This is a genomic window from Streptococcus sp. 1004_SSPC (genome assembly GCF_001069025.1).
Lineage (GTDB): Bacteria > Bacillota > Bacilli > Lactobacillales > Streptococcaceae > Streptococcus > Streptococcus vestibularis.
The window spans coordinates 32,650-56,430 of sequence record NZ_JWGQ01000077.1; the positions used below are offsets into that span (position 1 = coordinate 32,650).

At 38.1% G+C, this 23,781-nt stretch carries 22 protein-coding genes; 21 read left to right on the forward strand and 1 reads right to left on the reverse strand.

The genetic code is table 11. The features are described 5' to 3' along the window. Positions 1 to 69: 69 nt before the first annotated feature. From ADF62_RS05955 to ADF62_RS06040, 18 genes are all read left to right on the forward strand, one after another. A complete protein-coding gene (locus tag ADF62_RS05955; RefSeq protein ID WP_048788326.1) occupies positions 70 to 2,727 on the forward strand; it encodes an SspB-related isopeptide-forming adhesin in 2,658 nt (885 codons plus the stop codon). Positions 2,728 to 2,876: 149 nt separating this feature from the next. Further along, positions 2,877 to 3,266, forward strand: coding sequence for a hypothetical protein (locus ADF62_RS05960; protein WP_048788327.1), 390 nt, complete (start codon positions 2,877 to 2,879; stop codon positions 3,264 to 3,266). Positions 3,267 to 3,541: 275 nt separating this feature from the next. Further along, entirely contained in the window at positions 3,542 to 3,769 is a 228-nt protein-coding gene (locus ADF62_RS05965) for a hypothetical protein (RefSeq protein ID WP_048788328.1), read from the forward strand. A gap of 76 nt (positions 3,770 to 3,845) precedes the next feature. After that, the gene (locus ADF62_RS05970) at positions 3,846 to 4,211 is read left to right on the forward strand and encodes a hypothetical protein (protein ID WP_048788329.1); all 366 of its coding nucleotides are present in this window, start codon (positions 3,846 to 3,848) and stop codon (positions 4,209 to 4,211) included. 60 nt (positions 4,212 to 4,271) lie between these two features. Then, positions 4,272 to 5,021 carry a membrane protein gene (locus ADF62_RS05975; protein WP_048788330.1) on the forward strand — a complete coding sequence of 250 codons (750 nt, stop codon included), beginning with the start codon at positions 4,272 to 4,274 and terminating at the stop codon, positions 5,019 to 5,021. A 14-nt stretch (positions 5,022 to 5,035) separates the two neighbouring features. Next, on the forward strand, positions 5,036 to 5,416 hold the full coding sequence (locus ADF62_RS05980; RefSeq protein WP_048788331.1) for a PrgI family protein: 381 nt from the start codon (positions 5,036 to 5,038) through the stop codon (positions 5,414 to 5,416). Continuing rightward, positions 5,397 to 5,609, forward strand: coding sequence for a hypothetical protein (locus tag ADF62_RS05985; protein ID WP_048788332.1), 213 nt, complete (start codon positions 5,397 to 5,399; stop codon positions 5,607 to 5,609). Before ADF62_RS05980 ends, ADF62_RS05985 begins: the two co-directional genes overlap by 20 nt. A gap of 68 nt (positions 5,610 to 5,677) precedes the next feature. After that, entirely contained in the window at positions 5,678 to 8,056 is a 2,379-nt protein-coding gene (locus ADF62_RS05990; protein ID WP_048788370.1) for a VirB4-like conjugal transfer ATPase, CD1110 family, read from the forward strand. 56 nt (positions 8,057 to 8,112) lie between these two features. Next, positions 8,113 to 10,884 carry a phage tail tip lysozyme gene (locus ADF62_RS05995; protein WP_048788333.1) on the forward strand — a complete coding sequence of 924 codons (2,772 nt, stop codon included), beginning with the start codon at positions 8,113 to 8,115 and terminating at the stop codon, positions 10,882 to 10,884. A gap of 24 nt (positions 10,885 to 10,908) precedes the next feature. Continuing rightward, complete coding sequence (locus ADF62_RS06000; RefSeq protein WP_048788334.1) at positions 10,909 to 11,592, forward strand: hypothetical protein; 684 nt, start codon at positions 10,909 to 10,911, stop codon at positions 11,590 to 11,592. A 4-nt stretch (positions 11,593 to 11,596) separates the two neighbouring features. Continuing rightward, on the forward strand, positions 11,597 to 11,779 hold the full coding sequence (locus tag ADF62_RS06005; protein WP_048788335.1) for a hypothetical protein: 183 nt from the start codon (positions 11,597 to 11,599) through the stop codon (positions 11,777 to 11,779). Between the two features lie 264 nt (positions 11,780 to 12,043). Next, positions 12,044 to 12,313 (forward strand): DUF4315 family protein, encoded by a 270-nt coding sequence (locus tag ADF62_RS06015; protein WP_048788337.1) that lies wholly within the window; start codon positions 12,044 to 12,046, stop codon positions 12,311 to 12,313. A 2-nt stretch (positions 12,314 to 12,315) separates the two neighbouring features. Next, positions 12,316 to 13,224 (forward strand): hypothetical protein, encoded by a 909-nt coding sequence (locus ADF62_RS06020; RefSeq protein ID WP_048788338.1) that lies wholly within the window; start codon positions 12,316 to 12,318, stop codon positions 13,222 to 13,224. 12 nt (positions 13,225 to 13,236) lie between these two features. After that, positions 13,237 to 13,761 (forward strand): DUF3801 domain-containing protein, encoded by a 525-nt coding sequence (locus ADF62_RS06025; RefSeq protein WP_048788339.1) that lies wholly within the window; start codon positions 13,237 to 13,239, stop codon positions 13,759 to 13,761. 9 nt (positions 13,762 to 13,770) lie between these two features. Continuing rightward, positions 13,771 to 15,765 (forward strand): VirD4-like conjugal transfer protein, CD1115 family, encoded by a 1,995-nt coding sequence (locus ADF62_RS06030; RefSeq protein WP_048788340.1) that lies wholly within the window; start codon positions 13,771 to 13,773, stop codon positions 15,763 to 15,765. A 33-nt stretch (positions 15,766 to 15,798) separates the two neighbouring features. Beyond that, positions 15,799 to 15,963 (forward strand): hypothetical protein, encoded by a 165-nt coding sequence (locus tag ADF62_RS10975; RefSeq protein WP_160312380.1) that lies wholly within the window; start codon positions 15,799 to 15,801, stop codon positions 15,961 to 15,963. A 63-nt stretch (positions 15,964 to 16,026) separates the two neighbouring features. Further along, entirely contained in the window at positions 16,027 to 16,716 is a 690-nt protein-coding gene (locus tag ADF62_RS06035; RefSeq protein ID WP_048788341.1) for a hypothetical protein, read from the forward strand. A gap of 11 nt (positions 16,717 to 16,727) precedes the next feature. Continuing rightward, positions 16,728 to 17,006: a hypothetical protein gene (locus ADF62_RS06040; protein WP_048788342.1), complete on the forward strand. Its 279-nt coding sequence runs from the start codon at positions 16,728 to 16,730 to the stop codon at positions 17,004 to 17,006. Here the strand turns inward: ADF62_RS06040 and ADF62_RS06045 are convergent. Next, positions 16,960 to 17,940, reverse strand: coding sequence for a hypothetical protein (locus tag ADF62_RS06045; RefSeq protein ID WP_065425430.1), 981 nt, complete (start codon positions 17,938 to 17,940; stop codon positions 16,960 to 16,962). The genes ADF62_RS06040 and ADF62_RS06045 overlap by 47 nt on opposite strands. Before the next feature lie 166 nt (positions 17,941 to 18,106). Here ADF62_RS06045 and ADF62_RS06050 point away from each other — a divergent pair, with 166 nt between their 5' ends. From ADF62_RS06050 to ADF62_RS06060, 3 genes are all read left to right on the forward strand, one after another. After that, a complete protein-coding gene (locus ADF62_RS06050; RefSeq protein WP_048788343.1) occupies positions 18,107 to 19,852 on the forward strand; it encodes a DNA topoisomerase in 1,746 nt (581 codons plus the stop codon). A gap of 15 nt (positions 19,853 to 19,867) precedes the next feature. After that, positions 19,868 to 23,035: a PBECR4 domain-containing protein gene (locus ADF62_RS06055; RefSeq protein ID WP_065425431.1), complete on the forward strand. Its 3,168-nt coding sequence runs from the start codon at positions 19,868 to 19,870 to the stop codon at positions 23,033 to 23,035. A gap of 78 nt (positions 23,036 to 23,113) precedes the next feature. Beyond that, complete coding sequence (locus ADF62_RS06060; protein ID WP_048788344.1) at positions 23,114 to 23,416, forward strand: hypothetical protein; 303 nt, start codon at positions 23,114 to 23,116, stop codon at positions 23,414 to 23,416. Positions 23,417 to 23,781: the final 365 nt, after the last annotated feature.

Below are 23,781 nucleotides of genomic sequence, written 5' to 3' on the forward strand. Positions count from 1 at the left end.
TTTAGTGTTGAACTGACCTAAGCACGTCATAAAAAGGCTTAAAGAACTATTTTTCAAAAGGAGATTGAGATGAACTCAAACACACAAGGACACGGATTTTATCGTAAATCAAAAGCATACGGTTTGGTATGTGGCATTGCCTTAGCAGGTGCTTTGGCATTTGGTGGCGCAAGCCAAGCCTCAGCTGACGAAGTGGTTGCACCAGCTAAAGCAGAAGCGACAGTTGTCACAACTTTAACCGAACCAACAGTTAATAAAGCACAAGCGGTGACCTCACCAGCCCTTGACACAGCTGTTTCTGAAGCACAAGCTGCAGGCGTTACAGTAACAACTGAGCCGACGATTTCTCATACCAATGAAACAACCGCTCAAGCTGATTTAGACCAGCAAACACAAGCTGTTAAAGAAGCTACACAACAAGCCCAAGCTAACACTAAAGCCATTAAAGAAGCAACAGCACAAAATGCTCAAATTGATGCGGAGAATCAAGCCGAAAAAGAACGGATAATGGCTGAGAATAAAGCAGGACAAGCTGCGGTAGATGCTAAAAATGCCGAAGAAAAAGCCAAGGTAGACCAAGCTAATCAAGAAGCAAAGGCGGCTGCAGACAAGACAAATGCCCAACTCAAAGCGGACTATGAGAAAAAACTAGCCGAGATTAAGTCAGTTGAAGACTATAACAAGGCGGTTGCTGAGCGTAACGCTAAAGCACAAGCTGATGCGGAAGCACGTAATGCCCAACTTAAGGCAGACTATGATGCGAAGTTAAAAGCCTATGAAAAAGCACTTGCGGATCGTCAAACGCTTGCAGGCAATCAAGTGACCTTCATGGGATACGGTAAATCAGAAGTCCTCAATTCTTATGGCCAAAGGACTTCAGATACGGTGGTGGTCAATGGTGATGGGACATTTACTTTAACAGAACCTCTCAACGATACGGATGGTGTTTTTGCGAATAGCAAGGTGACAGGTAAATTGATCTTTACTAAACGCTTTGACGAAGCGACTCAAAAAGTGGTTGTGACGATCACTGGGGTACAACTCAATACTTGGCAGTTAGATTTAACACGAGAAACAACAGCTGTTAATCGTAATATTATTGATAGTTATAAAGATTTAGCAGGCAATACCCTCTATACCCGTCGTTTTGATGGCTTGTCATCTATCGGTGTTCAAGACATCAATAAGAGCTTCGCCTTAAACAAAGAAATTATTCTTTCAGATGGTCAAACCTCTGAGGAAGTCCTATTCTTAACAACAAATCCTAGTTGGGTTTATGAAGCACCGTCTAGTCTCTATGCGACACTGACTTATAAGGCGTTAGCTCTCCCTGAGAAACCAGAAAAGCCAACCTATGAACCAGTGACACCAGAAGCTGAAAAACCAGTGCCAGAGAAACCAGTAGTACCTCGATACGTAACACCTGAGGTATCTACCTTTACACCTGAAGTCTTCACACCAAAAACACCAACGGTTAAACCTCATGTAGAAGTCCCTGAAAAAGTATCTGTAAGCGTTGCGGTACACCCGGTCACAGTCCCAGTTGCCAATCCGTCTAAAGATGTTGTGGATGAAAATGGCAACTCCATTAATGGTTTGTCAGTGCTACCTAATAGTGAGTTGAACTATGTGGCTAAACAAGATTTTAGCCAATATAAAGGCATGACGGCGTCAGCAGAGGATATCCTTAAAAACTTTATCTTTATTGATGATTATAAAGATGAGGCACTAGACGGTAACTCAATGACGGTTAACAGTATTACAGCCCAAAACGGTGATGATGTGTCACAACTACTTGAGATGCACCATGTGCTTTCTAAAGAAGCCTTAGATGAGAAGCTACAAGCTATTCTAAACAATAGTGGTCTATCTCCAGTCGGCGAATTCTACATGTGGGTTGCTAAAGATCCACAAGCCTTTTATAAAGCCTATGTGCAAAAAGGCTTAGATATTACCTATAACTTATCCTTTAAAGTCAAACAAAGCTTCACAGAAGTCGACATTGTCAATGGTGTGGCACAAATTGATTTTGGTAATGGTTACCTTGGTAATTTAGTTGTTAATGAACTACCAAAACCTGAAGTCCACAAAGACGTGCTAGATAAACAGGATGGGAAATCCATCAATAATGGTACGATTAAAGTTGGTGATGAGGTCACTTATAAGCTAGAAGGTTGGGTTGTGCCAACAGGTCGCTCTTATAACCTCTTTGAGTACAAGTTTGTGGATCAATTGCAACATAGCCACGATCTTTACTTAAAAGATAGTGTTGTTGCCAAAGTTGATATTACCTTATCAGATGGCTCAGTGATCAAAAAGGGGACTGATTTAGCTGTGTACACGGAAACGGTCTATAACAAAGAAACAGGTCGTTATGAGTTAGCCTTCAAGAAAGATTTCCTTGAAAAGGTTGCTCGTTCCAGTGAATTTGGGGCAGATGCCTTTATCGTTGTGAAACGTATCAAAGCAGGTGATGTTTACAATGACTATACCTTGTACGTCAACGGTAACCGAGTTAAATCAAACCGAGTGGTCACTCATACGCCAGAAGATCCTAAACCGCAAAAATCAAGTACACCAGTACCACAACCACCCGTTCAAGGTGCAAGTGTGGCAACTTTACCAGAAACAGGTGAAGTAGAAAGTTTTGGGATAGTAGCACTTGGAGGTATTCTTACTTTATTTGGGCTAGTAGGAGCTTCAAAATCAACAAAACGTAAACATTGATTCTAAAATAATATAAGGCTATTACTATAAAAGACTAACCTGTATAACGAAACAGATTAGTCTTTTAGTTTGTCCTGGACGTTCAGAAAGATGGAAAAGAGCAAGATTATAGTATGAAATAAATATAAACTAATTATGAAAGGTGGAACATGCAGGAAGTGGAAAAGAGTAACGAACATGTAGGAGATATTGAAAAGAAATCCTCAAGGTTGCTAAAAGCATTAGTTGAAAAAGATAAAAACCTAGTATTACGAGGTACTCTTTCATACAGTGATAAGATAACTTTGAGAAACGAGCTGTATAGTCTCGCTCTGGAAATTTATAAGAAAGTTCATGACACATCTAAGAGTAATATATTTTTAGAGTCAGATCCAAATATTGTTTTGGAAACTAGCCAGTTAATTCTGGCTATAGTGTATCCAGAAAGGTTTAATAATAGTGACGTTCGCTCTATTACCTTTGATGCAAATGTTCGACGTATCAGCAATATGGTTCAGAACGTCATCATGCTGCATCAAGTAAACGATAATAATCGATGAAATACTGATACTGACTAATAACTTCTATAGACAAAAAAGTCGATATCATCACCTTCAACACAGCGCATAAAAGAAGTAGGGATTCTTCCACACACTGGTGAAAAAGCATCCACCTCAATCATTGGGAATATCTTAAGTATTCTCTTGATAGTATCTGGATTATTTCAAATTAAGCGACAAACAGAAGAAAAATAGTTATTTTGATAGGAAATTACAATTTATCGTAAAGAACTTAGGAGCATACAAGCTAGGAAAATAAAGGAGAAATAATAAAAATGGAAGTTGTTACAAAAATTATCACTGTCATGGGAGCTTTGGTTGCTATTGGTGGCCTAGGATGGGCCTTTGTAGGCGCAATTGAGTTTTTCCAGGGAAAGAAAAACCAAAATGCACAACAAACCGATAACGGAATGGCAGGTATGGTGTATGGTGGCGGACTAGCTGCTGTATCAGCAAGTATTGCAGCTGCAATTGTTGCTGCAATCAACTCAATTCAATTTTAAAAGGTATTTAGAGAGATAGCAAAGCATTAGTAATCAAGATATAATAAGAAAAAGATTATGAAAGAGGTTGATAATTATGAACAGAGAAGAATGGATTGACTATTATGAAAGTATCAACGGCCATAAACCATCTGTCATGGAGGTTGCTAAAGCTGAAAAAGACGGTGAAATTTTCGTTCTCTATGAGTCATCTAATCCATCAGTAATTGATGATGACAACTATACTTCTTATAATGATAATACCTACACACATAAAAAAACTGGTCGAAAAACAATCACTTCAGTAATAGGCATGTTTTTCAGATGTATCTGGGCAATCTTACTAGGTCTATTTACAGTTGCAACTTGGCTATTTTCCATTGCATTATGGATTGTAGGTTTTCTTATTCATATTGTATCTTTAACTTTAAGTTTCATTTTTACTTTTGCACGTTTTTATTAACCAGGGTATCATTTAATTGATACTCTTTTATTTCATGCCTAATCGCAAGAGGGGAGGAGTATGGACGAATTAGTACAAAATATGACCAAAAGTCTTCAGCAATACAACGGCGAGGCTAACCGTGCAGTGATAAAAATTAACACAAGTTTTATGGTAGTCGGTTTCATTATTGTGAGCTTTTTCTTGTTGGTAGAAATGATGTCATGGTACAAATACTTGAAACAACAAGGGGGAGAGATGACTTACCGCTTAATGTTAGAAGTAGCCTTAAAATACCTTATTGCTTACTTTTTAGTAGCCATGTCTAGTCAAATTATTGTAGCTATTATACAAATCACTAACTTACTGACACGTATGGTTGGAGCAAATATTACAAATAATCTATTTGAATTTGAAGCCCTCAAAAAGGGGAACTGGGCGATTAGAATTGTTGTAAATTCACTAGCTTATATTGCAGGTGCAACTTCACTTATGCTTACTAATATTATGGTCTTTATGAGATTTATTGAGTTGTATGTTCTTAGAGCAGTATCACCTTTGATAGTTGCCTTTTGGATGTCTGATGATACAAGAAGTATTGCAACAAATCTATTGAAGCGTACAGCTGCAACAGCCTTTCAGGGAGTCCTAATAGTTGTTCTATTGGTCATCTGGCAGGCTTTCAAGTTAGATCAAAATGTAGAATTAGCTAAAGCTGACTGGTTGAAAACTTTTGCGGCTGGTTTCTCATATATTGGTAAGTGTGTGATATTTATATTGATATTATATCGTTCACAATCAACTGCAAAATCTCTTTTACAATCTAATTAAAGGAGGCTAATCGATTGAATAAAAGTAAATTAGGGTCGATTTTCCTAAAAGAAATTGACCAGTATGAAAGGTCGGTAGTAGGCGGTATGACGGCCCGCATTTTTATAATGGTCTTAGGTGTAGGGGCTGTCGTTATGATTGGTGTCTTACCAACAGTTTTTTGGTCTATTCCTGATTTATACATGTATATGGTGGTTATTTTAGGAACACCGCCTTTTATTGTCTATGGACTTAAGTTAGACGGGATTGTTAGAGAACGATTGCTATTTATCTTAACAATTCAAGAACGAAGCTATCAAACTGATGATGATTTCACAGCATTTGGAAATAATAAGGAGGTAACTTATAGTAATTCTGCCTTTTCGCAAGCAAAAGATGTCCACGAATGGAATTAAGCTATCTCTTACAAAAGAGGAGCTAGCGGAACTTGATGAAGAAGCCGAAGTTTGGAAGCTTGGACTTGATCGTCAACGTGATTTGAATACACCTTCAGGTGTTATTCTTGGGAGCTCAGGAAGTGGTAAAAAGGTAACAGTTAAATCAATGGAAATAATTCCAACTTTATTGAAAAACATATATGATAGATGATGATTTCACAGCATTTGGAAATAATAAGGAGGTAACTTATGGCAATTCTGCCTTTTCGCAAGCAAAAGATGTCTACGAATGGAATTAAGCCACCTCTTACACAAGAGGAGCTAGAACGTGGGAAACAGCTACAAAAAGCATTAAAAAAATCAACTCAAAATACAATTAAGTACACGAGCCTTTTTGAAGATGGACTCATGCACATTACGGGTCGTGAGTTTTCACGGACCTATGCCTTGGGTGATGCTAACTACATTACCGCAAGTGATGATGAAAAATCAGATATTATAGATTACTATGCCGATGCCTTAAATGTCTTAGACAGCGATAATACCTATCAACTCACGGTCATTAACCGTCCTTTACCTGATAATGCTGTAGAGCGAATTTCTTATGATAGAGTAAATGATGGTTTCAATGATTATCGTGATGAATACAACAAAATAATTAAAGATCGTTTTGATAAGGAACAAAATAACTTTGAGGTTAAAAAATTTGTAACAGTTTCTACAATAGCTGAAGATAGAAAGATGGCCTATAGTAGGCTTAATGACGTTGAAAATAACTTTACAGCTCAATTTCAGGCGGTAGATGTTGATTTCAAGGTATTAAATGGCTCAGATCGATTAAATATCTTCTCTGATATTCTTAGAGGCAATCCATACTTAAACCTTGATTACCGTGATCTTATCCGAAGTGGTCTTGGTACTAAGTCATTTATTGCACCTGGTTCAATTTGGTTTCAGCCTAAAATGATGAAGATTGATAATCAATTTGGATGTGTAATGTTTGTCAGAAATTATCCGAATTTCCTTAATGATCGTTTGATTAAGTCGCTCGTAGATGTTGGTATTGAATTAGTTATCAATGTTTTGGCACGCCCTTATGATGTAGGTGAGTCCTTGAAGAAAATCAATAACGCAGAGGCGGTTATCAAAATGGATATGGTCAAAAGCCAAAAAGCAGGGGCTCGTGATGGTATCTCACAGGAACTTGCTACTGGTGGTGTTGCTGCGGAACTTGCTGAAGAAGCCGAAGTTTGGAAGTCTGAAATACAGGATAATGACCAAAAAATTTATTCTGGTATCTTCACAGTCTTCTTTAAAGCGGATAGCGAAGAAGAGCTAGAAGATTTCACAGGGCGAGTTAAGGCTGCTGGACGTAAGCATGGAGCAGAGTTTGATGTAGCCTATTACCAACAAGAAAATGGTCTTAATTCAACTTTACCGATTGGTATTCCGTTTCTCGAAGTGAAACAAAATTATATGCGTGACATGACAACCTCTAATATTGTGACACAGGTCCCTTTCACGAACGTTGACCTTCAAAGTAAGAGCCCCTGGGCAGTCTATTATGGCCAAAATCAATTAAGCCATAATTCGATTACCCTTGATCGTCAACGTGATTTGAATACACCTTCAGGTGTCATTCTTGGGAGCTCAGGAAGTGGTAAGTCGGTAACAGTTAAATCAATGGAAGTAATTCCAACCTTATTGAAAAACATATATGATAGAGTCATCATAGTAGACCCTGAAGATGAGTATAGTGATATCGGACGAGAATTTGGAGCGCAGATGATAGATATTTACCCAGGTTCTCAGACTCACCTTAACCTACTAGATTTGCCTGATATGGATAAACTGGATGCAGAAGATGGAGATCCAATTGCTCAAAAATCTTCATTATTGATTGGTTTCTTTGAAAACGTACTTACAGAAGTTACGGATGCCCAGGTGTCTATTATTGACCGTGTGACTCACTTAACTTACCAACGTTTCCAAGATAAAGGGCGTATGCCAACCCTTAAAGATTGGCATGATATTATGTTGGAGCAACCTGAAGAAGAAGCCAGAGATATGGCAATTGCTTCTGAAACCTATGCTAAAGGTTCCCAGGATATTTTCTCTTATGAAACTAATGTAGATATCAATGATCGATTTGTTATTTTCAATTTGAAAAAACTTGATGGAAAATTGAAGCCTTTTGCACTAATGGTTATACAAGACTATATTTGGAATATGGTTGTTAATAATCAAGGAAAATTCACTACACGTATTTACTTTGATGAAATGCAAAACCAATTTCAAACTGATAATCAGGCACTATTTTTCACTAACTTGTACGCCCGTGTCCGTAAATATGGGGCAATTCCTACGGGAATTACTCAGAACGTGGAAACGTTGCTTGATCGTACTGAAGGACGTAAGTTATTAAACAACTCAGAATTTGTTGTACTTTTGAAACAAAAAGGGTCTGATGCCCGTGAATTGGCAGCTATGTATGAATTGACAGAAAGTCAATTAAGATACGTAACGAAACCTAAAGCAAAGGGAACAGGTCTTATTATCGCAGGCGGAACAGTGGTTCCTTTTGAAAACCCAATCCCAAGCACTACGAAATTATATAAACTAATTGCAACAGATGCTTATTCTGAAGCAGGTGCATAGAGGTGATAGATAATCACCTCTTTTTTCATATCTAAATAGAAAGGGGTGATTATTTCTTGAGTAATGAACAATCGCCAAAAAGTAGATACTCTCAAAGAAAACAAGAAATCAGTCAGGCTGTTCAAAGGCATAATAACAATAGAGGCCGAATTGCACAGCGAGGTGCTAATAAAGAGTATAAAGAAGCTAAGGCCGCTTATCGGGAAGCTGCTAAGAACTACCGTGAAGGAGGGGGAGCTGAAGCTCTCAAACTTAAGAAGAATAAAGATAACTTAAGGATTGCTCGTAAGACAAAGAAGATAGTTAAAAAGACAAACCCTACAAAAACCCGTCAGACTGTAAGAATGGCTGGAAAAACAGGTTTAAGTATGGGAAGCTCTTATATTGAGACTGTTCTTAATCAAAACGAAGACACGGCTGAGGGAGTTAAAGCGCTACGAACAGCTAACAGCATGAGACATAGCGCTCGTAAGGCAGGGCGTAGTTTTGGAAAAGTCGCTAAAAAAACTGGAAAAGGGGTTGTTAAAGCCCCTCGTTTTGCCAAACGTTCAACCAAATCAGCGGGAAGAGTCGCAAAGAGGACAGCGAAAAATGCCAGGCGTGCTGCTCAGGCAAGTGTCAAAGTATTTAGAAGAGCCTTGCAAGTAGCTCAGTTAGCTATTAAGTCTGCTGCTTCTGCTGTCAACGGAGCAATTGCATTCTTTTCTACCCCAGTTGGTTGGGGGGTGGCTGCTGTTGCAGCTTTACTTCTTCTAATTGTCATTATATCAGGAGCATTTTCTTCAAAGATTGTCCAACAAACAGATTTCAGTCTAAATGATTCCTGGGTCCAACTATCTAAGACAGACCGTAAAAAATCGAATGGTAAGGTTGAATACTACACAGATATTGATGAAATTCTGTTATACATGAATTACCGTTACGGAGGAGAATGGGAACCATCTGCCAAATGGGAAGATGGTAATGGTGGAAAATGGGCAGGGAAATTTGGCCTAAACCATTTCTCAGATGCTCTTGATGATATTTGGAAGCAGGAAAACGAAGACCCAAACAACCTGAAGACAATGAAAGATGTCTATACAAACGGGAAAGAGTGGACCAAACTCAGTAAGTCTGATCGTGAAGAATATGAAGAAATTCTTGAAAATGCAAAGGAGTCAGGGAAATACCCTGGAATGCAAGAACTTCAAAACCCTCTATATAATGCTGCTGATGATAAAAGTCAGTCTGAAGGAGTCATGATAGAAAAACGTTATGGTTATACAGCAAAAGATAAGTTTAGCTATAACACGACTATTAAGGCCTCTTCAGGTCAAAAACTTTATGCACCTATGGACGGAAAAGTTGAGGTTGGAAAATCTACACTAAAGACCTTTAAAACGAACCTTCCAAAAGATAAGAAGGAAAGCGAAGAAAAGAAACAGAAGACTAATATCATTATCTATACAGATAATGCGGAGTTTATTTTCTATAACGTATCAGGAGCCCGTGTTAAGTCTGGAGACAAGATTGAAGAGGGGACTGAATTAGGGTCTGTTCAAGGTAATGGACAAAAAATTGCCTATGCTAAACGCAAAGAGACTTTGGACAGTAACGACAAGGATGACAAACGGTATTATGACGAAGCCAAATATCTTGAAAAACGTGATGAAGATAATGAGGATTCCAGAACCTTCACCCGTAACGTAGATAAAAAAGGGAAGAAGATTGATAAATGGCAAATTGTCAATCCTGGCTTTTACTTCCCTTTTGTCGCATACAGTCAACACACACAAGTAACAACAACTGAGACGGCAGGTGAAATGAGTGGACGGGCAAAACAACTGTATGATTTGGTCAAAAAATCTCTCCCTGAAGCGACTGACAATGGAATTGCTGCAATGGCAGGGTGTTTTGGTGTAGAGTCTCAAATTGAGCCTAAACGTGCTGAAGGAGATTATCTCTCCCCTCCTGTCGGAGCTTCTGCCGACTCATGGGAAAATGAGGAATGGTTGAATATGGGAGGCCCTGCTATTTATGGTGGAGGTTTCCCAAACATTCTTCACCGTGGACTCGGTCTAGGTCAGTGGACAGACACAGCAGATGGGGCAACACGTCACACACTCTTACTTGAATATGCTAAGAAGATTGACAAAAAATGGTACACGCTTGAAGCCCAAGTCCGTTTCATGCTTGAAGGAGATAACGCTTACTATATCAATATTCTAAAAAGCGTATTGACAAGCAATGATGACGTAGATACCCTGACAAGTCGCTTTCTTTCTCAATGGGAAGGTGTTCCAGGCGATAAAATCAGCGAACGTCAAAAGATTGCGAAACAGGCTTTGACCTGGTTCCATCAAACACCTAAGAGCTCAGGAACAGGTTCAGGGCCAGGAGGCACTAAGGCATCCTCTTGGGACTTCCCTAGTGAATATGAAGGAAAACTAAAATGGGGTCAACCGTCTAGCAACACTGTGACAGGTTACCCAGGAAACAATTACCCTGCAGGACAGTGTACGTTCTATGTTTGGAACCGAGTCCACGAAACTTGGGGACTTGATGTAGCTCCTCAACTTGGAAACGGTCAAGACTGGGTTGCTAACCTTGTAGCTCAAAACGGTTGGCATACTACCTCAACCCCTCAAGTTGGGGCCGTATGTTCAACTGCTGGTGGCTTTGACGGTACTTTAGGTATCTATGGGCATGTAATGTTTGTTGAGCACGTTAATGATGATGGTTCATTCTTGATTTCTGAGCTTAACTATAATTTTGTCCAAGATAAGGTCCATTGGAGGGTTGTCAATAATGCAAATTATTATAGTTTCGCTATGCCTCCTGGACAGTAAAATACAATGAAAGAAAGGTCTATTATGATTGATACATTCAAAGTTAAAATTTTAAAAGGAGTAGGAATTGCTATTGTGGTGGTTCTGATCTTCGTTATTGGGTTCGGTGTTGGACATATTGGAAAGTCAACACAGAAAGTGTCAGCTCCTAAAACAAAAAAAGTTGCTGAAGGAACAGAATTGACCCAGGACTATATCAGGAAATTCTTGATTGCCTATTACACGAAGAAGGACCTAGAGGAGAACCGTTCTCGTTATAAACCATTTATGACTGATGGACTATATACGTCTGTTGTCAATATGGAAAATGAACCCGTTAATCAAACTTATAAGGGTTATGTGGTTGACCAGGCTTTCAAATCAGCTGATATCTTTATTGATGAAAAGAATAATACAGCCATTGCCACAATCAACTACACAAATACACTTCTGAAAAATAAGGGCGACTATAAAGATGCTCAGAAGAATGTTGCTAGTAAAAATACACTGCGCTTAACTTTCACTAAAGATGGTAAAAAGTTTAAGGTCAATAACATGAGCTACCTTATTGTTACAGACTCAGCAAATGTTACAGACACTACTAATAGCTATGGCACACTAGAGAGTGCTTCAAGCTCTGGAAGTAATGCCTCTGCTTCTACTGGTACTAGCGGAAGCGGAAACGCTACTTCACCAACCTCTACAGACTCTTTAAACAGCGAGGAATAATCAGATGGAATTTAAAGATTTTAAACAAAGTCTTGATGAATTATCCAGAACGTTACCGAATCAGTATAGGGATGAGAACATGGAAGGAGTACAGGCTTTAATTCCTTATGGTACCGCTTATATCCAATTTGAGAGTTATCTAGGTGAGGGTGTCATTGTATGGTTGTTAAGGGGCAGAAAGTGCTAGAACGTCTTTATGATTACATTATAGAGGCGTGAGAGGATAATGGACTACAATGAACCAAAATTGGAATTTATTGAAAACAACACAGTGATCAGGATGATTGTATTCATTTCTAACAGTGCCTTGTTAAAACCACGAACAGCTAATAGGCTAAAACAGACTTGCGATCAACTTGAATGTTTGCTAGTAGATGTAGATGAAGATGATCCTGTTTTTGCTAACTGTAATATCATGCTTGAACGTAAACAATGAAAGGAAATATAAACAATGAACGACTATCAAGAAAAACTACAAGAAGAACAAACTGAACAAAAACCTAAACGTAAAAAGAAGACAATTCAAGAACGCTTAGATAGGGCTTTAGAATTGAAAGCAAAGACGGAGAAACAACTTGCAGAAACTCAGAAGCGCTTAGATGGTTATAATAAGCAAATTGAAGAGCTAGAAGTGGAAGCACGCCTTGAAGTAATCAAGCGTTATGATATAAGTCCTGAAGAATTAGATGCTGCTCTTAAGAATTACAAGGAGGGTGATTGATAATGACATTTCAAGTCACAAATCTACAGACAAACAAAATTAGTGAATTTGCAAATCGTGCTCAATTTCTCTATGAAATGGAGCAAATTGAAACAAGACACCTGGCCACAAACACTATGGGGCGCTATAAATTAACTCATTTAAACGCTAAAACAAATGAAATCCTAGAAGAGAAGACTGTAGAAATTCCCCCAACGGAAGGGGATCTTCAACAATCTCTAAAAGACTTTGGTGTTGTCGAAGGAGGAGGAGGCTTGTTTAGTCGTCGGAAACCTAAACAAGCCCTAAAGGTTCCTCCTCAATCAGTATCAGAACCAGAAGAAAGTAACCCAGTGAATATTGATGAAGTGGAACAAGTGTCACCTATTTCAGACACAAAAACAAATCTTCCTACTAGCAATAATGTTGTTCCTTCATCATCTTATACAGGAAGCAATCTTAACATTGTAAGTTTTGGTAAAATTGTGGCTTGGTTGGTTGTTCTCTTCTTAGCCCTCTATGGAGCAGGTGTTTCACACACTATTGCAGTAGGTCTTAAAACGGGAGCAATTAAAACAACACAGTCTACACCAAAACAAACCTCAACTGTTAATGATATGTCAGATGAACATGAAGTAGATGTTTTTAGTCGCTATTTTATTGGAGCATATCTTACAAATAGTGACCTTGCTAATTTCATTAGTTCAAAGGTTTCTAACAAACCTTTTGACAAAGTCACTACAACAGCGGTCCTACTTGAAAAGGTACAAACCAAAGATAAGCAGACTTATGAAATGACTTACGTTGTTAGTTATAACAAAGATGATAAGACTAAATCATCACGTTTCAAATTTACTGTAAAAAAAGCCAAAAAGGCTATGTATGGCTATGAGGTAACTAAGTTGCCGAAAGAGTCAGATTATCCAGGATAAAGGAGAAGAAAAATGGTTGTAGATCAAGAAGCTGTCATTAGAGAATTTAAAAATCAAGGGAACATGACGGCTAGGCTCCTATTCAATATCAGTTGCGTTCTAGCGAAAGCAGCAGCAGATAGAGCTGTTGATATAGGTAAGATGGTTTCTACTAAAATTGAGACTATGCCTGGCGAGAAAAAATCTATTGATGCCCTAAAGAAGAGAGGCGATACATTAGATTACAAGCAATTCTCAAATAATGAAATGAACCTATATAAGTTAAAAGCCTATTTGAAAGAATATGGCATTCAATTTCATGCAGAAGAGTTAGCAAATGGCAACTATAACTACTGGTTTAAATCAAAAGATCAAAAACAATTTCAAGCAGCTCTTGAAAGAGTAAAAGAAGATATTATTAACGACAAAAAACAAATTAAATCTCTTCAGAAGACTCCTAAAGACTTAAAACCTCAAGAACAAATCGCTAAACATAAGGCAGCAACGCCAAAACAGTCAGTAGGAACTAAAGTTAAGAAGCCTACGAAGTCAGTTTAGGAGGGGCTTATGCAAAAGAAAAAACCTAAATTCTGGCCATTTGCAGTATTAGGGCTTATCTTTGCCCTAGCTTTAAACCGTGGCTACACACTGTTCTCTATGTCCCCACCTGTAACGGCAGAACACTTATTCATGCCTTATGAGTATACAGTAACAAACTATTTCAGCCCTCCTTATTTTCTCTTTAGTTCCAAGCCTTTAGGGTTTTCTGCAATGGCCATAGGTTTCTTTATTGCTCTTGTTCTTTATAGTAAAATGAGTACCACAAAAAATCTAAGATCAGGAGAAGAAGCAGGGTCGGCCCGCTTTGCGACTCCAAGAGAACTCCAGGGGTTTCAGGACAAAGAGACTGAAAATAACATGCTTTTCACTCAGAATGTGAAGATGGGGATTTACAACAAGCGCCTCCCCTTTGAGTGGCAACTAAACAAGAATGTTCTTGCTTGTGGTCTTCCTGGTGATGGTAAAACCTTTACTTATGTTAAGCCTAATCTAATGCAAATGAACGGTTCTTATGTTGTAACTGACCCTAAAGGGTTACTTGTGCATGAAGTGGGTACAATGTTGGAAGAACATGGTTATCAGGTTAAAGTGTTTGACCTGGTAACTTTATCAAATTCAAATACGTTTAACCCCTTCAAGTATATGCACTCAGAACTAGATATAGACCGAGTAACTGAAGCTATCATTGAAGGAACTAAAAAATCAGATTCCCAGGGGGAAAATTTCTGGGTACAAGCCAACTTGCTTTTAACCAGGGCCTTAATTGGTTATCTCTATTTTGATAGTCAGGTTCGAGGTTATGAGCCTAATCTTTCTATGATTGGGGACCTCTTGCGTAACTTGCAACGCAAAGAGGAAGATGTTCCTGCTCCTGTAGAACTAATGTTTGAAGAGTTGGAAGAGGCACTCCCTGGGAACTATGCTTGTCGTCAATGGGACCTTTTTAATGCAAATTTTCAAGCAGAAACAAGAAACTCAGTGCTTGCTGTGATGTCTGCACAATATTCTGTCTTTGATCACCAAGCCGTTACTGATATGATTAAGACAGATTCCATGGGTATTGACACATGGAATACTCAAAAGACGGCCGTCTTTATTGCAATTCCAGAAACAAATAAGGCTTTCAACTTCTTAGCCTCAACATTCTTTGCAATCATGTTTGAGGAATTAACCCACGGTGCTGATGCAATTATCCAGGGAAGACGTGAAGGTTACAGCTATGAGGACCTTCTTCATGTTCAATTTATTATTGACGAATTTGCCAATATTGGCCGTATTCCTAACTTCAATGAGGTTCTGGCCTCTGTTCGAAGCCGTGAAATGTCCATTAAGATCATCTTACAAGCCATTAACCAATTAAAAGCCCTGTATAAAGATGACTGGAAAACAATCTTAAATAACTGTGCAACTCTGCTTTATTTAGGTACGAATGATGAAGATACCATGAAGTATTTTTCAATGCGTGCAGGTAAACAAACAATTGATATTCAGAACTATTCAGAAAGTCGTGGACGTGGTGGCTCAAGCAGTACGTCCCACCAACGTCAAGGACGTGATTTGATGACACCTGACGAGGTTGCACGTATCGGTATTGATGAAGCCTTAGTCTTTATTGCCAAGCAGAATGTTTGTCGAGATAAAAAGACAAGTGTAAATCTACACCCAATGAAAGACTGGCTTGCGGATAGTCCTTCTGATAATAACTGGTATGATTATGTCCGCTATGGGTCTGATATTGAAGAATTTTTGGCCACTATCGAATCTGAAACAGTCGCTGATTTGACTGCTGAACTTGAAGCTGAAATTGCTAAAAATGAAGCTCAAGCAAGCAACGAAGAAGTAGAGACTAACCAAGCTGTAATGACCTCTGAAGATAATGCTGAGATTGCCTCTGAGAGTGCATTTCAAGAAACCGTCTTACCAATTCATCATGAAACAGTCGTAGAAGACGAATTGGAAGAAACTGAAGATGTTTTGCCTTTTGCATGGGATGAAGATTGATAGTGATATAATACAAGAAACGGAGGTGATTATATGACTGAAGATATCAAACAAAAACCACGAGGTTTTAAGGGCCTGATGGAAGATTTAGGGGGAAGTACCTTTGATGAACTTATTGACTATATGCAAAACAATCCAACTGATCCACTTGTCCAGGAGTTGGAAGAACTTTTAAATAAAATCAATCAATCTAGATAATAATAAAAGCCAAGTATTAATAGACCTGGCTTTTTCTATTTCAAAAAATGGGAGAAATAACAAATGAGTTTATATGATTACTTTGGCGTTGCAAACACCCAAGAGCTTTATGACATGATAACGAACGATGATCCACGAGTTGATGACCTTCAGAATTTCCTGACTTATGCGAAAACCAAAGTTTTTAATTATGAGGCTCTATTTAAACTTGTGAATAGTGAGCAATTGTTTCCAAGGGAGAATGAAGCCTATATCATTGGTTTTTTGACTCAACGGAGCCCTACATATTATGCAAAAATTTCTGGGGATATGTCTAAGAAGGAGGTTCTTAATATTGCATTTAAGGCAGATATTAAGTCTTACGCTATTGTAGACCACCCAAATATCTTTTCTCAAGATCAAGATGGTGTAATTAGAGATATTGATTGTAATATTGGGTTGATTAGAGGGGTTTATGGAAATACCGCTAGGAACTGTCTTGATAGAATATCAATTTATGGCGAAGAAGGCATACTTCCACTAAGAATGTATTCGCATGAAGCCGAGGAATACGATCACTATATTGCATCAAGCAGAGGGGTTACGTCATTAGTTCAAGAAGGTACTATTGGTCGTGCCCCTGGAGCGAGCTTTCTTGCAATAGCTAAAGAAAGGGAGGTAGACAAGTATTTGTTAAAACTTGCTGATAGTCTTGAGAAACAAAGCGCTAAATTACAAGATAGCCCTAAAAAGAAACAAGGGCGGAGTATTTAAGGAGAAGTAAGATGTCAACACAAGTAACAAACGAGAAAGTAGATAAAAAATATTATGTGGTACTTATGCTAGTTCATATGGGAAACTCTGTTTGGCTAGTCCCACAAGATAACGGAAGTTTAGCGTGGTCCGATGAGTTTTGCGATACGCAACCATTTTTTAGCTATGAAGAAGCTAAAAGTGTAGTTGAGAGTCACTTTTTACAAACTTTTGGGTTTATAGGTTCATACAAAATCATTGAACTTACTTATGAAGAATTGTTGGACTTTGAAATTTTAACTGATAACTAAATAATAGAATATATTCATGTTTAACAGCAGGATTGATGTAATCTTTTGTGTTGTGTTTCTTGAACCTACCAAAGAAAAATAATCTTAATGGTTGTTCATCCTTAGCTGCTTTTTCTAAAATATCGAGTTTATATTTAACACCACGATGACTAGCTGATTGTTTATTAATCGTGATTGTAGGAGTGGCGGTTACATTATTCAAAGTACATTTACTTTTGAACTGCACTAGGAAATAGTCATTTTCAGGTTTGTCCTCAAAATTGATATATCGTACGGAAGCATTATCAAAGTAGATATGGACGTCTTCAAGATTGATATTTCTTTGTCCTGCTTCTGATAGATCAATGAAATACTTTGATAAGTTTATCTCTTTATTATTTTTATTGAAAAACGTGTATCGTTCGCCTGCTTGTTCATCCAAGTAATACTGAACTAGGTCTTTCAGCCGCTTAATGTGCATTTTAAAGGTCTTGTCATCAATATATTTGGACTCTCTAGACTTTGTTTTGGAGTTAGATAAAGGGCCAGACATTTGGGGCTCGTTCTCTTTCTGTCTAGGTTGAGAAATAACAGCTAAATCTCCTTTGACAAGATCGACATCAATAATGATCTTATTCTTATCACGGTAAAATGATCCATGGTTTTCCTTTTCAGTTTCAAGTTCCCTTAATTCGTAATTTTTTACGATTACATCGCAGTTTTGACAATCGTGAACTTGATTTCTTGCTCCAGGTGTAAAATGAGGAGTCTTGTTATAATCTTCTAAACCGAAATTAGTCAAAGTCAGTTTAAAAGGGCACAATTTGCCACACTGGAAGGCGCGCTTATCATATAGTTTATTAAAATCTCCCGTTGATAATATGGATCGTCTGTGTGCTTCCAAGGGTGTTAAATCAATATTAGCTTCTACGCTATACGCTTTTTCATATGACATGATATTTACCTCTTTCTAGTGGTTTAATTATTATATCTTTATTATGTTGTTTTTTTTACAAAAAAATAACATAGCTATATCATAAAGGAAAATTATGAAAGATTCAGTAAGGTGACAAACCAATTTACCTTATTAGCATAACATATATTTAGAAAGGAATAATAAGATGCGAACAATACTACTCTTAGCAGAAAAGCCCGACCAGGCAAAAAAATATGCTAATGCTTTGGGAACCCCAAAGAAGGCTGATACTGGTTGGAATGTTTATTCCGAGCAACTATCTGCCCAGGTTCTTGTCCGTCCTGCGGTTGGACACTTGGTTGAACGGTCTAACCCCTGGACTAATTTTGAAAATTGGGAAAGCGTAGAACGTCTTCCAATGTTCCCCGATCATTTTGAATTTGAAATCAAAAAAAATACCAAGAAGAATTTCAACGCCATCAAGAATGCTATTAAGAACGTTGACAGTATTATGATTGGAACGGACCCAGACCGTGAAGGAGAAGCAATTGCCTATTATATTCTCAACAAGATACCAGGTAGTTTGAAAAAGGTGAGTTGCCGTTTATGGGCCAACTCACTAACTCAAAAAGGGCTAGATATGGCATTTAGAAACTTAAGAAGACCTGAAGAAACAGTCAACTATTACCATGAAGCTGAAGCACGAGGAGAAGCTGACTGGCTAGTAGGTTTTAATTTGAGTCCATTTACAACTCTTATGATGCGAGATCATGAACTAATTCCTGAAAAGTCCAAAGGTATGACGGTCGGACGAGTACAGACCCCTATTGTTTCGCTAATTGTTAAAAATAATGAGGAAATAGAGAATTTTGTTTCAAAGCCATTTTGGCAACTCCGATTATTTGACCAGACAAACCAGGTCGCTTTCTCTCATGAAGCCAAGTTTGAAACTGAAGCAGAAGCTGTAGAAGCCCTAGAATTATTGTCAGATAGGGCAATGATTACCCAGGTATCTTCTGAGAAAAAATCAAAGACAGCTCCTAAACTCTATAACCTTACAGATATTCAAGCTGAAATGTCTAAACTCTATAAATTTGATGCTGATAGGACAAAAAGTATCATCCAAAGTCTCTATCAAAAAGGTTATATGTCCTATCCACGGACAAACTCAAATCTTATCACAACTAATGAATTTGATTACCTAGTAGAGCATATTGACGACTATCAAGCAGCTATTGGTAAAACCATAGAAACACCAAACAGAAGTCCTAGAAAGTTTTTTGTCAATGATAAAAAAGTGGTGGAACACTATGCTATTATTCCTACCGAGATCCTCCCAAATATGGAAGAGCTAGAAAAAGAAGAACGTCTGATTTATCAGATGGTGACCTTCAGAACGTTGTTGATGTTTGCACCAGATTATGAGTACACGTCAACAAGTATTACCCTGGATAATAACGAGAAAGAGTTTAAAACAACTGGCTCTGTGACTCTATCTAAAGGCTGGCAGGTCTATCTTCCTAGTCAAAGTAAGGAACAGGTTTTACCTTCATACCAGGAGGGACAAGAAATTGCCGTAGAACGTCAACTGAAGGAAGATGCAACAAAACCTCCTCAACGTATCACTGAAAACAGCCTTTTGAAAAAATGGCTACCTAAGTACAGCTTGGGAACACCCGCCACACGGGATGCCATGATTAAGTCTGTCCAGGATAAAGGGTATATCACAAAGGACAAAAAGAGTGGCCAACTATTCCCAACTGAACGAGGAATATTGCTAATTCATTATTTGGATAAGCTCAATATAGCTTATACCAATCCTGAAACAACTGGTAAATGGGAAACAGCACTTGCTAAGATAGGTGAAGGGAAAATGAAAAAAGAGGACTTTGTGGCCAAAGTTAGACTGGCCATAACAAAACAAATTGAACGAGGGAAAGAAATCGGATAGAAAGGAAATTAACCTATGTCAAATGCAGCAGAACGAGGACAAGCACTATCGAACCTACTATCAAACAAGCAACGTGACGAAGCCAAGGCTAAAGATATTCTAGCTGTTGCTGAAGGTCTTGGAATGAAACTTATTCCAGAACGTGGAAACGTCTATCATTGGGAAGAACACGACTCTTTGAAGCTCTATCCAGAACGAAACACTTTTAGATGGTGGTCTCAAGAAACAGGTGGTGACACTATTAACCTGGTACAAGTTATCCAAGAATTAAACACTGGAAAACGTCCAAATTTTAAAGAAGCTGTCAACTACCTAATTACAGGAGAATTCGAAACCATTGAATTCGAACCTCTACCAGAAAGAGAACCATTTAACTATTATCTTAAGCGTTTTGAGTCAAAAGACTTTGACCTAGGGCGTGCTTATCTAAAAAATGAAAGAGGGCTATCAGATGAGACGATAGACCTCTTTTTAAAAGCAGGAGTCTTAGCTCAAGCTAATCATAAGACAGGAGATTTGATTGAGCCTGTAATAGTCTTTAAGTCTCTTGATGTAGATGGGTCGCTTAAAGGAGCAACACTCCAGGGAATTGAAAATCATCCCGATATTCACGAACGAGGGCGCTTGAAAAAAATCATGACTCACTCTGACGGGATGATGGGTTTAACATTTGATATCGGCCAACCTAAACGCTTGATCTTTGCAGAAGCTCCTATTGACCTTATGAGCTATTACGAAGCCCACAAGGAAAGTCTGAAAGATGTCAGACTTGTTGCTATGGATGGTCTAAAAAAGGCCACTGTGAGCCGTTATGTGGCTGATATGGCCTCTTCTGACCCAACTGGACCCAATCGCCCGTCACAAGTCATAAAGGACAACAGAAGGGAGCTAGGACAGCTTATTGATCGTCTGCATATGCTCGATAACGTTTCTCAACGCCTAGAAAATGGTTTAATTACTCTAGCCGTAGATAATGACGAAGCAGGCCGAAAATTTATAAAAGAAAAATTTCAAGATATGAATATTCCTGTTAAAGTCGATATTCCCCCACTTGCAGACGGCCAAAAGAAAAACGACTGGAACGACTATCTAAAAGCTGAAAAAGGACTTATCAAACTAGATAAAAAAGCTCCTGAGAAGGCCCAGGAGCACACAAAAAAGGCTGAGAACGAATTCGGGGATTTACCTGGAAACCAGGAGGCAGCACCTCTACCTGAAGCGGATGAACCGCAACCTTTGAATGAGTCGTCACCGACTCAAACTCAGTCTCAACCTTTACTTAATTTTACCATACCTGAAGAACCAAAGTCAATTTATAAACCACACTATCATCCTATTAGTAGCAAGGAATTACGTAAATTAAACCGCTATGCACAACAGCTTCAAGAAGTGGCCAAGTGGTATGATGAAACACTTGCAGGAAGTAAAGTAACTTATTTTGTCAAAGATAAGGATGAGGTTAAGTCTATTGAGATCACCTTTGAAAAAGAGCATTTTATGCACTTAACAGGTATTTATCTTATCAAGCAAGGTATCACCTCTAGCATAGCCCTAGACAATATTGTTCAAGGTCAAGGACACTTTGACAATATCTATCTTGCTAATAAAGGGGCTGCATTCTCAAAACTTCAAATTATGCCTGACCTTAAAGCTATAATTGACTCAAGTTCTTTCTATTTCAATGATGTAAGTGATATTGAAAAGTTCCATAGGTTGGATGTATCAAAGGCAATCCGTACAGAAGATAGCGATTTGGTACTTGCATTTAGGACAGATGATGGCGAAACGTTCCCTGCTTCTTTGATGAAGCCTGGTAAAACCCTAAATTTACAAATGAATGAAATAGCTGAAGAGAGGGCTATTTTTGGGGTTTATCGTAAGAAAGGAGAACAAATTGATACGCTTTCTATTAACAAGCATTATATCAAGGATGGTGGTAAAGAGATGTTAGATATCATGAATAACAATGATTTTAGTCCGATACAGTCTAAGTCACAAGCAATTAAGCGAGAGCAATCATTAGCAACACTCGACTCTGATGGTGATGGAGTGCCTGACGGTCAAGAGGTTTCAGAAAGTACTGATCCACTTAACGCTTCTGATAATAGCTACACTAAGCAGCAACGTGATATGACTGTGACCAATATGATTAAGAATAATGACATCAAGGCTCTTAACGAACATTTGAAAGAAGGAATTAAGTCCTATTTTAATTCGGACAATTACAGAGAATTCCTCAACGGCATGGCCGATTTTAACAATTATTCTCCTAGAAATATCCAACTAATAAAAGCACAACTTCCTGAAGCAACATTGGTCGCCTCTTTCAATCAATGGAAAAAGCGTGGTGGTTCTGTTAAAGGTCAAAAAGCTATCTATATTCAGGCTCCTGTTAAAGTTACAATCAAAGATATATACGGGAACCCTAAAATAGATCCTAAGACAGGTGAAGAACTTAAGCGAATAATCTTCAGAAGCGTCCCTGTATTTGATGTGTCTCAAGTAACACCGCAAGAAGGAAAAATATTAGATATTCCAAGTATGAGTGGGGATGCTACAACACCACTCAGCAAAGAAGACTATAACAATATGTATCGTAGTCTAAAAGAAATCTCACAAAGCAATGGTGTTCCAATTCGGTTTGATCAAACAGAACCAGGTGTAGGTGGCTTTTATGATACAAAAAGAAATGAGATTGTTATTTCTAATCAGGCAAAACGACAGCCTGCACAAGTGATAGGTACACTTATTCATGAAATGGCACACTCAGAATTACACAACGACAAAACGATTGCTGAAAATTATCCTGACCTTAAATATTCGACTGGTGAATTACAAGCGGAGTCTGTTGCCTATGTCGTTTCAAGACACCTAGGTATTGATATGGGTATAGAGCGAAGTTTTGGTTATCTAGCTTCATGGGCTGTTGCCGAAGGTGGTTTGGAAAGTTTGACTGCTCAACTAGAGATTGTTCAAAAAGAAAGCGCTAGTTTGATTGAGCGTATTGATCACGCTATGACCAAATATCAAAAATTATCAGAAGATAAGGGTGTTAGCCGTGATAAGGTATCAACGAAAGAAAATACCTTCTATGATAGCCTAGCACAAGCAAAAAAGCGCACTAGCGGAAAAACTGCTGAAGAAGACGAAGCCCCAAAAAAATCACAAGGAATTCAAATGTAATGTCCCGCAAGAATTCCTTAACAAGAAGGGACAGAACAAAAACACTAACACAAATTGAAAGAAGAGAGGAAGATCAAGATGACGATTACTAAAGAACAAGAAACAACTGTTGAAATGACACTCATGGATTATCTTCTTGATATGGAAGATTTTATCCAAGGTAAAAAGACACTTAATGTTATGAATGTTCGTAGACCTAAGGAAGCACTTGTTAGAATCTTACAAGCTGACCTAGACGATTTTAAACAAAATGGCTTTGAAGATGGAGGTGAAGATTTCGCTGAAAATCTTACACAAACTATAACAGCTCTTGAAAATATGACTGATGCTGAATATACCAAAATTAAGCAGGATATTCTTGATTTTGAACATGGCGCTTAAATGGGAAATATATTTTAAATGGTCATCTTAAAAAGATGTCCAGATTGTCAAGGTGTGCAAGTTGTAAAACTGCACACTTAAAAAGAGTGTACAGTTTGGAAAAGTGTCACTCATGAAAGAGAGCGCAAGCGACAAAATCAGGGGTTTGGGGTCTTCCCCAAGATTAAAAAAGTATCGCAAAAACAGGGCCTAAAATGGGGTCCTGGTTTGAGCGATTTCTTTTTTATTTCAGTATGTGGGGCCCCACATACTAATCTTGCCAGATAGAAAGTATACCCCTATATCATGAGGTTTGTCCAGCACTCTATATCCATAGATTCAGCATAACCAAAGTAGAAAAAACTGGACTCTTTTTACAACAAGTA